Origin of the sequence: Acidisoma sp. PAMC 29798 (assembly GCF_030252425.1) — a bacterium.
Taxonomy (GTDB): domain Bacteria; phylum Pseudomonadota; class Alphaproteobacteria; order Acetobacterales; family Acetobacteraceae; genus Acidisoma; species Acidisoma cladoniae.
The window spans coordinates 3975769-3990061 of sequence record NZ_CP126994.1 but is presented as its reverse complement, the minus strand read 5'-3'; the positions used below and the strand labels follow the sequence as shown (position 1 = coordinate 3990061).

Genomic DNA, 14293 nt, shown 5'->3' with positions numbered 1-14293 from the left:
GCACCGCCCGCATTCCTCCTCCGTGGCAGGACAGTGTCCCAATTCGGAGCGAGTTATTCGGGATCGAACGTCTGGAGGAGCATGCGCGGAGCTTGGCTGCTGATCAGCCCGTCGCGGCAAAGAATGTCGGTGGACCCGGCCTTTCCAATCGGTTGCGTGACAATGCGGCATTCCTCTTAAGCGCCAGCCAGGTATTGGCGCTCAACGATGGCGGCCGGCGCGAGCTGACGCCGGCCGCGGAGTGGCTAGTCGACAACTATCATCTGGTTGCCGTGCAAATCCGCGAGATCGGGGTCGATCTGCCGCCAGGATATTATCGACAGCTTCCGAAGCTTGCGGACGGTCCGTTCAAAGGTCTTCCGCGCGTGTTTGGCGCGATGTGGTCCCTGGTGGCTCATACCGACAGCGATATCGAGCCCGAAACGCTGCGCCGCTACCTGATCGCCTATCAGGACGTTCAGCCGCTGACGATCGGTGAGCTATGGGCGGTTCCCATCACGCTCCGCATCGTCTTGATCGAGAACTTGAGACGTGTGGCCGCGATTATCGTCAGCAACGGGGCGTCGCGAGACTTGGCGAATGAACTGGCCGACAGGCTGCTGGGATTTGGTGGTCATACGGCTTCGCCCTGGTCCGAGGTGATGGGGTCGTTGCGGCCCATCAGCTCGCCGAATGCGTTCGGCGTACAACTCGCGCATCGCCTGCGCGGCCGCGACCCGAAAGGTGAGCCAGCGCTTGCCTGGCTCGACGATCAGGTGGCGCGGCGCGGTTTGCAGGTCGAGGCCGTGGTTCATGACGAATTGCAGGAGCAGAGCGCCTTTAGCGCGACGATCCGCAACATCATCACCAGCCTGCGCACGGTCGCTGCCCTTGACTGGAGCGAAGTGTTCGAGGCGCTGTGCCCCGTCGATCTCGTGCTGAGCCGGTCGACTACCTTTCGCGGCATGGATTTCCCAACCCGGAATTTGTACCGAAACGCGATCGAGCATCTGGCGCGGGGCGCGCGTCTGGATGAGACGGAGATCGCAGGTCGTGCCGTCGCACGCGCGGAGGAGGAAGACCGGACGTCTCCATCGGGCGACCGGCAGTGCGACCCCGGCTATTCTCTGATCGCGGGTGGGCGCCGGTCGTTCGAGCAGTCAATCGGCTTTCGGCTCTCACTTGGCGCGTGGATTGGCCGGATCTGCCGGGACCTTGGCCTGATCTGGTACGGCGGCTGCGTGGTCGGTTTGGCTGCGCTGTTGCTGCTCGCTCCCCTTTGGGCGCTGAGCACGCTGGCCGTCAGTGGCGCGTGGCTCCTGCTACTCGGTTGCCTTGGCATCGTGCCAGCCTCGGACGCGGCCGTCGCCTGCGTTAACCGTTTTTCCACCTGGGCATTCGGTGCCAGCCCCTTGCCGGAACGCGATCTGCGCGGCGGCATACCGGCGTCCCTTCGCACCCTCGTCGTCGTGCCGACGCTGCTGACATCTCCGGGCTCGGTTGCGGAGCTGGTCGCGCGGCTGGAGGTCCACCATCTTGCAAGCTCCGATAACGCGCTGCATTTCGCCCTTCTCTCCGATTGGACCGACAGCCCGGCCGAGCGGGCCGAGGGCGATGAGGCGCTGCTGGCGGCCGCCGCCGACGGCATAGCGCAGCTCAATCACCGCTACGGCCCGGCGACCGGCGGCGACCGCTTCATCCTTCTCCACCGCCGCCGCGTCTGGAATGCGGGCGAAGCGAGTTGGATGGGATGGGAGCGCAAGCGCGGCAAGTTGCATGAGCTGAACCGCCTGCTGCGCGGCGCGACCGACACCAGCTTCCTGCCGCATCGCCCGGTTCCCGAGGGGGTGCGCTACATCGTGACCCTGGACTCCGACACCCGCCTGCCGCGTGACGCGGTCCGGCGCCTCGTCGGCAAAATGGCGCATCCGCTGAATGCGCCGCGTATCGATCTGGCATCCGGCCGCGTGGTCGAGGGCTATGCCGTTTTGCAGCCACGGATCACGCCGTCGCTGCCCATGGGCCAGTACAGCTCGATCTTCCAACGCGTCTTCTCCAGCCTCGACGGCATCGACCCCTATGCAGGCGCCGTCTCGGATGTCTATCAGGACCTCCTCGGCGAAGGGTCCTTCGCGGGCAAGGGCATCTATGACATCGATGCCTTCGAGGCCGCCTTGACGGGCAGGGTTCCGGATTCGACCCTGCTCAGCCACGACTTGTTCGAAGGCGTCTTCGCCCGCGCCGGCCTCGCCTCCGACATCGAGGTCGTCGAGGACTTCCCCGTGGGCTATACGGTGGCCGCGATGCGTCAGCACCGCTGGGCGCGCGGCGACTGGCAACTGCTGCCCTGGATCATGCCTGGCGGCGGCAAGCTTCCCGCCATCGGCCGCTGGAAGATGCTGGACAATCTGCGGCGTACGCTCTCCGCGCCTGCTTTCGTCCTTGCCCTCGCGGCCGGCTGGCTTCTGCCGTTCGGGCCGGCGCTCGGCTGGACCGCCTTCGTGATCGCAACCCTCGCGCTGCCTGCGCTGATCCCCCTCCTCGGCGTCATCACGACTCGCCGCAGATGGGTGACGTGGCGAAGCCATCTCGATGTCGTCGGCCTCGGGCTTCGGCATGCGGCGGTGCTCACGGCGCTCGTCGTAACTTTCATTGCCCATCAGGCCGTGTTGATGGGCGATGCGGTCCTGCGCACGCTCGTCCGCCTCCTCTCACGCCGCCGGCTGCTGCAGTGGCTGACGGCAGCACAGGCCGGGGCTGTGCCTAATCTTTCCCTCGCCGGCCACTACCGCAAGATGGCCGGCGCGCCTGTGGTCGGGCTGCTCATGGCCGGTTTGGCGATGGCGGCGCACCAATGGGTCTGTCTTCTGGTGGCGCCCTTCGCGACACTTTGGATAGCCTCGCCCGCCATTGCCTGGTGGGCAAGCCGCTGTTCGGGAGTCCAGCCGATGCCGATCGCGGCCGACCTGCGCGCCCTCCGCCAACTGGCTCGCCGCACATGGCGCTTCTTCGAAACCTTCGTGACGCCTGCAGACAACATGCTGCCGCCGGACAACTTCCAGGAAGACCCGATGCCCGTCCTTGCCCGACGGACTTCGCCGACGAATATCGGCCTCTACCTTCTTTGCACCGTCAATGCCTACGACTTCGGTTGGACCGGGATGACCGATGCCGTCGACCGGCTCGAAGCGACGATGGCAACGCTTGCACGCCTGGCCCAATTCCGCGGCCATTTCTTCAATTGGTATGCGACCCAAGATCTGCGCCCGCTCGAACCCCGTTACGTCTCCACCGTCGACAGCGGCAATCTGGCCGGCCATCTGATCGCGCTCGCCAATGCCTGCCGGAGCTGGGGCCGCCTGCCGAAGAGCGCTGCGAGCGACCTTACGGGACTGATCGATACGATCGGCCTGGTTTTGGAGGAACTGGCACAACTGCCGGCAACGATCGCGGCCCAGCGGGCTTTGGCGCCGATGTTGGAGGCTTCGCTGCGAGATTTGGCGGACCGCATCGGGCGGCCACCCGGCCATCCGAGCACCCTTGCGGATCGGCTGTCCGCGCTTACTCCCTCTCTCCAGACCGCGACCAAATTGGCTCGGGATCTCGCCGCGACCTATGAGGACGGCGCCGCCGCAGACGTTGTCTTCTGGACAAAGGCGATCGGTGAGGCTGTCGCCAGCCTGCGTCGCGATCTCGATCAGGCGGAGGGTGCGCTGAACCCGCGTCTCGCGGCTTTGGAACAGGCCGCGCGGGGCATGGCTCTCGCGATGGACTTCGGCTTTCTCCGCCGCGAGGAGCGCAAGCTGCTCTCAATCGGTTATCTGGTCGCTGAAGGGACACTCGACGCCAATTGCTACGACCTGCTGGCATCCGAAGCGCGGCTCGCCTGCTTCATCGCGATCGCCAAGGGCGATGTGCCTGCGCGCGAGTGGTTCCGGCTCGGCCGCACGATGACCCCGGTCGATGATGGCGCGGCTCTCGTTTCCTGGTCGGGTTCGATGTTCGAATACCTCATGCCGTCCCTGGTGATGCGCGCGCCGGACGGAAGCCTGCTGTCACGGACGAACCGCCTCGCGGTGCGCCGGCAAATCGAATTCGGCAAGTCGCGCGGCATCCCCTGGGGTGCATCGGAATCCGCCTACAACGTGCGCGACCTCGAATATACCTATCAATATTCGAACTTCGGCGTGCCGGATCTGGGCCTTAAGAGTGGCCTGGACGATGAATTCGTCGTCGCGCCGTATGCGACGGCACTTGCGGCGATGGTCGATCCCCATCAGGCGGTGAAGAATCTTGGCCGGCTCGCCGCAGATGGCGCGCGCGGGCGATACGGATTCTTTGAGGCGCTCGACTACACGCCGGGGCGCGTACCGGAGGGCACGACGGTCGCCGTGGTGCGAGCTTTCATGGCGCATCACCAGGGCATGTCCATCGTCGCCATCGCCGATGCCACGCTGAACGGTATCATGCGCACCCGCTTCCATGCGGATCCTCTCATCCAAGCAACCGAACTGCTTTTGCAGGAGCGTGCGCCCCAAAACGTGACAAACGTTCGCGTGTTACCGGCCAAGCATAAGCCCGTCGTCCGGGCCCGCGACATCGCGTCTACCGGCGGCAGACATTTCGGCGATGCACACACCGCTTCCCCACGGACCCACCTGCTCTGCAACGGTCCATACGCACTGATGCTGACTGCAGCCGGATCCGGTTACAGTAGATGGCAGGACATCGCGGTGACCCGCTGGCGCGAGGATTCCACTCTCGATGACTGGGGCTCCTATATCTACCTTCGGGACGTCGAGAGTGGGCGCGTCTGGTCCGCCGGTGCGCAACCTGTTGGCGCGGCGCCCGATGCCTATAGCGTCGTGTTCAACGAAGATCACGCAGAGTTCTCCCGCCGGGACGGCACGCTCATCACGAAGATGGATGTCCTGCTTTCGGCTGAAGAAAAGGGTGAAGTGCGCCGTATCACTATGAGCAACTATGGTCCGGTTGCACGGACGATCGACATCACCTCCTATGCCGAACTGGCCTTGGCGCCCCAGGCGACGGATGTCGCTCACCCGGCCTTCGCCAAGCTGTTCGTCGAGACTGAATACCTGGCCGATAGCGGCGCGCTGCTTGCGACGCGGCGGCGCAGGACGCCCGAGGAACCGGAAATCTGGGCCGCGCATCTGGCTGTGGCCGATGGCATCCCGCAGGTCGAGACCGACCGCGCGCGGTTCATAGGCCGTGGCCGCGACCTTCGCGACCCGGCGGCCATGGATGACGACCAGGCCCTATCCGGCACCGTTGGTACAGTTCTGGACCCGATCTTCTCCATCCGGCGTCGCATCACTGTCGCCCCTGGCGCGACAGCGCGGGTCGCCTTCTGGACCTTGGTGGCCTCCTCACGCGAGGAGATCGTGGCCTGTGTCGATCGCCACCGCGACGTCGCGACCTTCGACCGCGCGGCCATGATGGCCTGGACCCAGGCGCAGGTGCAGTTGCACCACCTCAGCATCACGCCGGCCCAGGCCGACGTGTTCCAGCGTCTTGCCGGTCACCTGCTGTTCGCGGGGCCGGCCCTACGCTCCGCGCCCGAGCGGATACGCGACGGTAGCGGAACCCAGTCGGGTCTTTGGAGCCAGAGCATCTCCGGCGATCTACCAATTCTTCTCCTGCGGATCGATGACGTTTCGGATCTGGGTGTCGCGAGACAGGTTCTGCTCGCGCATGAATACTTCCGGCTGAAGCGGTTCGCGGTCGATCTCGTCATCATCAATGATCATCCTCCGTCCTATGCGCAGGAGCTTCAGGGCGCCTTGGAAGCGCTGATCCGCGCGCAGCGAAACATGGACGAAAAGCCGTCGATCACCTTGCTGCGGGCGGATCTCGTGCCGAAACAGACCCGTGATCTGCTGGCGGCGGTCGCGCGGGTCGTCATCGCGGGCGACCGTGGCCGCCTTTCCGAGCAACTCGATCGCGCCGAGCAGACTACCCTCGCAAGTCAGGCACCCGAACCGTCGAAGCCGAGCCGGCCGCTGGTCGCCGCCCCGGCGCCGACCCTGCCGCTCGAACTGTTCAACGGTTTGGGCGGCTTTGCGGAGGAGGGCCGAGAATACGTCGCCATCCTCGGGCCCGGACAGACGACACCGGCGCCCTGGGTGAACGTCATCGCCAATCCGGGCTTCGGCTTTCAGGTCGCGGCGGAAGGAAGCGGATTCACCTGGTCGGGCAACAGCCGCGAGAACCAGATCACGCCCTGGTCCAACGATCCCGTCAGCAACCGTACGGGCGAGGCGTTCTACCTTCACGACACGGCAACCGGCGCGCTGTGGTGCCCAACCGCCGCGCCGTGCCGCGACCCTTCGGCGACCTATGTCGCCCGCCATGGCCACGGCTACAGCCGCTTCGACCATACTGCGCAAGGTATCGCCACCAGCCTGCTGCAATTCGTGGCACCCGAGGACCCGGTGAAGGTGTCGCGGCTGCGACTGCGCAATCTAACCCGCGCGCCAAGATCCATCTCCGTCTGCGCCTATGTCGAATGGGTGTTGGGTGCTTCACGCCCGGCGACCGCCGCCTTCCTGCAAACGGAGATCGACGGCGAGACGGGTGCGCTCTTTGCCCGCAATCCGTGGAGTGCGGACTTGGGCGGACAGGTCGCGTTCATGGATCTCGGCGGCAAACAGACAAGCTGGACCGGAGACCGGCGCGAATTCCTCGGCCGCAACGGCTCGCTGGGGGCGCCGCGCGGGGCAGTCGGTGCCTTGTCCGGCACCGTCGGCGCCGGCCTCGACCCCTGTGGCGCTCTGCGAACCATGATCGAGCTGCCACCGGGCGGGGAGGTGGAACTCGTTCTCGTGCTCGGCGCCGCGATGGGCGGGAACGCCGCGCGCGCCTTGGTCGCACGCTATCGCACCATCGACCTCGACACCGTGCTCGCTGCCATCCGCAGCCAATGGAACACGGTGCTCGGCGCCATCGTCGTCCAGACACCGGACCGCAGCATGGACATCATGCTGAACGGTTGGCTTCTGTATCAGACCCTTGGGAGCCGTATCTGGGCGCGCGCCGGTTTCTACCAGGCGAGCGGCGCCTATGGCTTCCGCGACCAGCTCCAGGATGGTTTGGCGCTTTGCGCCGCTCGGCCGGACCTGGTGCGACAGCACCTGCTGCGCGCGGCGGGACGCCAGTTCGTGGAGGGCGATGTCCAGCATTGGTGGCTGCCCGAATCCGGGCGCGGCGTGCGGACCCGCATCTCGGACGACTGCGCTTGGCTGGCCTATACGGTCGCGCATTATGTCGGGGCGACGAACGACACAGCCGTACTCGACGAACCGATCAACTTCCTGGCCGGACCGGTCTTGAACGCCGATGAGCACGACCGGTTCTTTCTGCCCGATACCCATGTGAGCATCGGCTCGCTGTATGAGCATTGTGCCCGGGCTCTAGATCACAGTTTGGCTTTGGGCAGCCACGGCTTGCCACTGATGGGAACGGGCGATTGGAACGACGGCATGAACCGGATCGGCGAGGCCGGCCGGGGTGAGAGTGTGTGGCTCGGCTGGTTCCTCCATGCGGCATTGACCGCCTTCATTCCGCTGGCGGAGGCGCGGTCGGATACAGTGCGGGCCGCCGCGTGGCGCGCACATGCGGTCGCTTTGCCAGAGGCGCTGGAACGATGCTGGGACGGGGACTGGTATCTGCGCGCCTATCATGACGACGGTTCGCCGCTCGGCTCGCATACCGACGCGCAGTGCATGATCGACTCGATCGCGCAGTCCTGGAGCGTTATCTCGGGCGTCGCGCCGCCAGACCACGCCATGCGTGCCATGGCGTCGCTGGACCGGCATCTGGTGCGCGCCGACGAAAGGCTGCTGCTCGTGTTGACACCTCCGTTTGACCGGCCAACCGTCGATCCCGGCTACATCGCCGGCTATCCACCCGGTATTCGTGAAAACGGCGGCCAATACAGCCACGCGGCCATGTGGGCGGTTCTGGCGTTCACCGCCCTGGGTGACGGCGACAAGGCGGGCGCGCTCTTCGCCATGCTGAATCCGATCAACCACTCTACCACGCGGGCCGATGCCGAGCGCTACAAGGTCGAGCCCTACGCCGTCGTCGCCGACATCTATTCCACCGCGCCACATGTCGGCCGCGGTGGCTGGTCCTGGTACACCGGTTCCGCAGGCTGGATGCAGCGCGTGGGCGTCGAAGGCATCCTCGGCATCCGCATCCGGGGTGCGTCGCTGTACATCGATCCCTGCATTCCGCAGGCATGGCCGGGCTTCACGGCAACGATCACCTGGCATTCTACGCGCTACAGGATCATGGTCGAGAATCCGGCCCACGTCGCAAAAGGCGTTCGGTCGCTCACGCTCGACGGCACGACCCTGCGGGAAGGGTCTGCGGTGCCGCTGATCGAAGATGGCCGCCTGCACACAGTGCGCGTGACGCTCGGCGCGACCGTCACGGAGCAAGCCGCGTAATTCTAACCCGCGTTGACGATGACTCTCCCACGTTACGCTCTAGGTAATTTCCGAACCTGCCGGTGAGAGAGCATAAAGCCTAATTCCTCGACTCGCGGTATTGCACCGCAATGAGGACTCTAGGGATGGACGACTTCATAGTTCGCCTCAACATAGAACGATTCGTTGACTTGCTGAACACAAATATTGATGCTGAAAAGCGAAAAATTCTTATTGAACTCCTCGCTTTGGAGCAGAAAAAGTGGGTCTTGTTGCAGCAGCAGCCGATTTGGTCGAATGCGGCATCACTCTTCTATGCGGCTCGCGCTTCGCGCCAGGAGGCGATCGCCGCGAGCGAGCGATCCGGCCGCTCGGTCACAATCGCAAGCTGCCCCGGATAGACGACGCCGCCATCACCATCGAGGGAGATGAGATCGCCTTCGTTCAGGACAATGCCGCCAATCGTGCACTGGCGGCGGGTCATGTCGATGTGCAGCTCGGTGCAGGCGACCAGGCACACCTTGCCAAGCTGACGCGCCACCACTACAGCGTGGGAGGTGCAGCCGCCGGATGCGGTCAGGATACCGACGGCGAGCGCCATGCCCTCGATATCCGTCGTCACAGTGTCCTGGCGAACCAGAATGGCGGGTTTGCCCGCTTCTGAAAACCGTTTGACGCAAGAAGGATCGAGCGCGATGACACCGGTCGTCACACCCATGCTGGCGACCTGGGCCCGCGCCAGGCTTTTGGGTAAGCATGCGACGATCGTGATGTGGATCACTGTCGCGAGATCAATCCCGCCAAGCTGCGACAAAGCCTGCGTGGGCGTTACAAGCGCTTCGTTTACCATGTCCACTGCGATGACGATCGCGGCCCAGTTCGTGTGTTTGGCGCGGCGCGCCTGAAGCAGGAACAAGTCTGTGAACCGGCGTGGAAAAGGGCTCTGACGTAATTTCGCTGATGAACGGTGTCATGCCGGACTGATAAGCGGTGCTTCGAACAGATCGAGATTTGCACGGCCACACATCTGCCGCTTCATCAGCTTGAGCCTAGTGATCTGACCTTCGGTTTGGCCGTTCGATCAGAGTCCGCTGTCGTCCGCTGCGTCGGCTCGTATCCAGCCTATCCTGCGCGGTTCATTGCCGAGAAGAGCATCCAGAAAGCGACCTACCGATCGCTACACGATCCTGCGTGACCAAAGGGCGGATACGCTGCCTGGCGTCGCGCAAAAGCCAAGCCCAAAGCGTAACCTCAATCGACGCGCCATCGGTCATGAGGTTCTGAACCGTTATCCATAGATTTAGAACTCGCCAGGAAATGCGACCGTCGTGCTAGCTCAGGCATTTTGCGTGCTCGTCGCCTTTACCGAGGAATACATGGTTCGTTCTATCTTTAAAGAAATTGGCTGCAACGTCCAGCCCGCCTTCTTTGAAGAGCGATCAGTCGTGTGTGGTTGCCCCTTGTCTTGGGTCTCGTGAATAAAATTGATCGCTACGGGTCAGAAAACCTTTCCCTGTCACGCTTAGACTGATGGATGTAACCCCATCCTGCCGCGCGTCGAGACACAGAGTTCCGTGATGAGAGGCCGCAATTCTCGACACGATGGCCAGACCCAGTCCAGCCCCGCCCGGGACGGCGGCGCGGCCGCGCTCGAACGGCCGAAGGAGGCTTTCCCAATGTTCAGGTGCGATCCCTGGTCCGCGATCACGGACAGCGACCATCCCAGAGAGCGAAACCACAATCTCGACTGTGCTGCCTTCTGGCGCGTAGGCAATCGCGTTCTCGATCAGATTGGTTATGGCAAGGGTGAGTGCTGCCTTATGACCGCGAACCAAAACGGCCGACTGTGCGCCGAGCAGCGCAAGTTCGATGTTCCTCTGGAGTGCCAGCGGTACCAGGTCGGCCACTGCCTCCGTGGCAAGGATTTGCAGATCGACCTCCTGAGACACGTCGAGTGGGAGGCTTTCGAGCCTGGTCATGCCAAGAAGCTGCCCCACAAGCCGCGCCATCCGATCGACGTCGTGTCGGAGAGGATCGACATCTTGAACATCGCTGAGCGTATCAAGGCGCGCGGTGAGGACGGCCAAGGGTGTCCGCAGGCCATGCGCCGCCTCCGCCATGAATATCCTCTGGCTGGCGATTGTCTGTTCCAGCCGCATCAGGGCCTCGTTAACGGCGGTCACAAGCGGCGCCACCTCACGCGGTAGGCCCGCCACGGGTAGGCGAAGACCCGGCCGAGATGCGCCCACGAACGCCGCTGCCGCGGAAACACGCAGCAGCGGCTTAAACGCCCGCCGAAGCGTGTAGAGGCTGACGAGGGCTGTCGCCGCGCCGATGGGCAGCAGAAGCCATAGAGCGCCGAAAAGAAAGTGTGCCATCAGGCTGTCGAGGAGGACCGCCGTCTGCTCACGCCCCTGGAGAACAACCACCCAGCGGCCGCCTGCTGGCTGCGCGTAGCCCACCATGCCCTGAGGGTGGCCAAGCACAAAAGGTACTCGAAAAAAGCCCGCGCGCAGCGGGTTCCGCAAATCGGTCAGCGCCTGAACTGCTTTCGCGGGATCCGATGAGGTCAGCAGCTTCTGCCCGCGGCCGAAGACGAGAAAGAGGTTATCACCGTCGGAGAGCCGAAACGGTTCGGTCACGGTGGAGGGCAGACCGAATGGAGCATGTCCGCCGTCGTCTGGAGGGAGATGGGTCACGACAAGCCTTACCTGCTGCTGCAGGGCAGAGTCATCAAGGTCGTGGAGCGTCGCGATGGTGCGCCAAGCCACCGCTGCCGCAGCCAGTACGATGGCGAAGAGCATCAATCCTGTGAGCCGCCACGCCAGACGGATTGACAGAGACCAGTCAACCTCGACGACCCGTGCCATCAAGTCCCCAATGCCATCAGATAACCCACGCCCCGGACGGTGTGAACGACGACCGTGGCGTCTGCCTCCTGCAGCCTGCGACGTAGACGATGGACCAGAACTTCGAGCGCGTTCGGACTCACCTCGGCGTCGAAGCTATACAAATGCTGCTCTGCCGCCTGCCGCGTGACCACAGTCTCCTGTCTGCGCAGCAGCAGTTCCAACATCGATGTCTCCCGGACGGACAGGCCGATATCTCGACCGGAGACCTTAACCTGGCGGGATGTCGTTTCCAGCAACAGGTTTCCAAACGTCAGCGACACCCCGAGGGCCGCGTTGGGTCGCCGCAAAAGAGCGCGGATCCGAGCGATAAGTTCCGGCATGTGGAAGGGCTTGACCACGTAGTCATCGGCACCCGCGTCAAGGCCAGTCACCCTGTCCTCCAGACCGTCCCGCGCCGTCAGGATGAGGATCGGCAAAGTCGAACGACCCTTTCTGAGCGTTTGAAGGAGTTGAAGACCACTTCCGTCGGGGAGTCCGAGGTCGAGAATGCATGCGTCGTATGACGTGAGGGCCAGATGCTCCCCAGCGGAGGCCATGGTCGCTGCGACGTCCGCGGCGAACCCACCGCGTTCCAAAGAGGCGCGGATCAGTATGGCAAGCTCTCGCTCATCCTCGACAACAAGAACACGCATCGGTGGAACCAACCCCTTTAACGTCTCTTCGCATCGGAAGCTTACAAGGGCCTTACAACGCGCCTCCCCGGCTGACAGGTTGCTGTAAGCTCAACACGTCACATTGCCCAGCACCACATAACGGGTTGGATAATGGCATCTATCAAAGCGCTCGTTTTAAGGGGCTCCCTTCTTGTTGGGGTCGTTCTGGTGCCCGTCGTGGCTTTTGCCGCTCTGCAGCTCTCTCCGATCATGCGGATTTGGCACACCAACGAAAAAAGCACCGAAGCGATGCTCTCCGGTCAAAAGCCCTATGACGAAGGCCAAATCCGTAGCGCCATCCAGATCTACATCGGCGATGCCAACAGGGTCGCTGGACGTATCAAGGGGAACAGTTCCGCGGCTCAAGACCTGAGGGCACGGTTCCTCAGTTTCGCGTCGGACGCCAGCTCCGCTTTTAAAGACAGCCCGAGCCAGACCGTATTGGAAGCCAGTTTTGCGCGCATGACGTCCGACTGTAGCGCCTGCCATGCCGTCTACAAAAACTAAGGACGCTCTGATGAACGACATGAGAAATCCCAATTTGCAACTCCGCGATCCGCGCCGTGACGTCTTTACGGCAGGTGTGTCGACCAAGGGCGAGCGTAGTCTGTCTCGTCCATCGCACCTGACCCGCGTGATTCACCTGCTGTTGCTCATCGCGGTTCTCAACCAGTTGATGACCAGCCAATTTATGGAATCGCCTCTCCCTGGAGACTCACCCGGTCTGCTCTACACCCTTCACGAATATGTTGGTCTTGCGAGCTTTCTGATTGTCTTCGGCTTTTGGATATGGGCCCTTATCCGTAACGGCGAGACGCGGATCTCCAGACTCTTTCCGTGGTTCTCCGTTACCCGCATTTGGGAGGTCTTGACGGACTTTCTGGATCAACTCCGCCACCTTATCCGTCGCGATCTCTCCGACGATACCAGCGGGGCAATGGCGAGCGCCGTCCATGGCCTCGGCCTGCTCATTGTCACCGCGATGGCGGTAACGGGGTCTTTCTCCTTCTTCGCGCGTGGGTCTGCCCTCGCTCACACCGCTCTCGCTGTCCATAGCCTTATGGCGAATCTAATGTGGGCCTACCTCATCGGCCACTCAGCCCTGGCCGCTCTTCATCACCTGCTCGGCAGTGACATCCTTACCCGCATGTTCTGGCTGCGACGGAACGCATTCTGGCCACGCTGGAGGCCCTGACTATCACTATCGGCATCTTTATCCGCGTCAGAAATGCAGGAAACTCACTATGAATACCCATCTTGAATTGCCGGTGAACGCGAAGGCGCCAATAATTGTCGTGGCTAATAATCTCGGCTGGGCAGCGATGACTAAAATGCGGTTGGGATAGTTTGTTGATGCCTCTTATTCGCTCAAGCTTCTGCCCACCGCCAGGGCCAGTTGCTGTGACGGTTCCCGCGCGAGAGTATAGGCGCCGCCATCAGTTTGTCGCTTCCAATCTCACCGGATATTGGGCTTACGGGCCGGGTCTTTGTGGACGTCGGTGCGCTGTCCGGTGTTAAGGAGACAAATGGCCCAATCTATGGCACCCCTGCGCCGCGCGTCGCTGCTGGCGTGGGGTTCTCGTGGGATACGCCCTTCGGGCTCATCAACATCGATCTAGCTGATCCTCTTCTGAAGTACGGCGGCGACAAAACGCAAATCTTCCGCTTTGCATCGGGAAAGCCGCTATTTGAACAAACAAGGCAGAGGGTTCGCACCAGCGGACACAACAATGAGAACGACTGAGGCAGCGGTTCAGGCTCGCAGAGGAGCGGAGATCGCCGTCAGGGTGCTGTAAGGTGAAGCTGGCATATTTGTCCGGCTTTTATAATGGGGGTTGGACATCATGCTGCTAAAGCCGCTTTTGGCACTCTTCTTGGCTGCCGCTGCCGTCTGGACCCCCTCTGCCGTTGCGGCTGATGCCGGACGCGGGAAGTTGGACTATGGCATGTGCTTTGGCTGTCATGCCATCGGGCCCCACGCCCGGGTGAAGGTCGGGCCGCCCCTCAACGGCGTCGTCGGCCAGCGGTGGGCGACTTACCGCGGCTACGATTATTCCCCTGGACTTCGCGCAGGCGGTGCCGCCGGCAAAACCTGGACCGTCGCGACTTTGAACGATTGGCTCAAGGGCCCGAGGGACATGGTGCCGAGCACGAAGATGGGCTTCGCGGGGATGACCAATACCCGAGATCGTGCCGACGTGATTGCATATCTCGATCAGTTTGACGCATCCGGCCACAAGAAATAGGTCGAAAGGGCCCGAGTCCGGCGGCCCATATACTGGATACTGGCCAAGTT

8 protein-coding genes are annotated in these 14293 nt (G+C 63.0%); 5 read left to right on the top strand and 3 right to left on the bottom strand.

Features of this window, described 5'->3' with window-relative positions; translation table 11 throughout:
- The first annotated feature begins 92 nt into the window (after window positions 1–92).
- Entirely contained in the window at window positions 93–8453 is an 8361-nt protein-coding gene (locus QP803_RS19130; protein WP_284945066.1) for a GH36-type glycosyl hydrolase domain-containing protein, read from the top strand.
- 292 nt (window positions 8454–8745) lie between these two features.
- Here QP803_RS19130 and QP803_RS19125 read toward each other — a convergent pair whose 3' ends face one another.
- From QP803_RS19125 to QP803_RS19110, 3 genes are all read right to left on the bottom strand, one after another.
- Complete coding sequence (locus QP803_RS19125) at window positions 8746–9348, bottom strand: PEP-utilizing enzyme (protein ID WP_284945065.1); 603 nt, start codon at window positions 9346–9348, stop codon at window positions 8746–8748.
- Window positions 9349–9871: 523 nt separating this feature from the next.
- Entirely contained in the window at window positions 9872–11302 is a 1431-nt protein-coding gene (locus QP803_RS19115) for a sensor histidine kinase (protein ID WP_284947964.1), read from the bottom strand.
- Window positions 11302–11976, bottom strand: coding sequence for a response regulator (locus QP803_RS19110; protein WP_284945064.1), 675 nt, complete (start codon window positions 11974–11976; stop codon window positions 11302–11304). The genes QP803_RS19115 and QP803_RS19110 overlap by 1 nt, the downstream gene beginning before the upstream one ends.
- A gap of 132 nt (window positions 11977–12108) precedes the next feature.
- Between QP803_RS19110 and QP803_RS19105 the strand changes: the two genes are divergently transcribed.
- From QP803_RS19105 to QP803_RS19090, 4 genes are all read left to right on the top strand, one after another.
- Complete coding sequence (locus tag QP803_RS19105; protein WP_284945063.1) at window positions 12109–12504, top strand: hypothetical protein; 396 nt, start codon at window positions 12109–12111, stop codon at window positions 12502–12504.
- Window positions 12505–12514: 10 nt separating this feature from the next.
- Entirely contained in the window at window positions 12515–13192 is a 678-nt protein-coding gene (locus QP803_RS19100; RefSeq protein ID WP_284945062.1) for a cytochrome b/b6 domain-containing protein, read from the top strand.
- Window positions 13193–13438: 246 nt separating this feature from the next.
- Entirely contained in the window at window positions 13439–13741 is a 303-nt protein-coding gene (locus QP803_RS19095) for a BamA/TamA family outer membrane protein (protein ID WP_284945061.1), read from the top strand.
- Window positions 13742–13841: 100 nt separating this feature from the next.
- Window positions 13842–14243, top strand: a complete 402-nt coding sequence (locus tag QP803_RS19090; RefSeq protein WP_284945060.1) for a c-type cytochrome — start codon at window positions 13842–13844, stop codon at window positions 14241–14243.
- Window positions 14244–14293 lie beyond the last annotated feature (50 nt).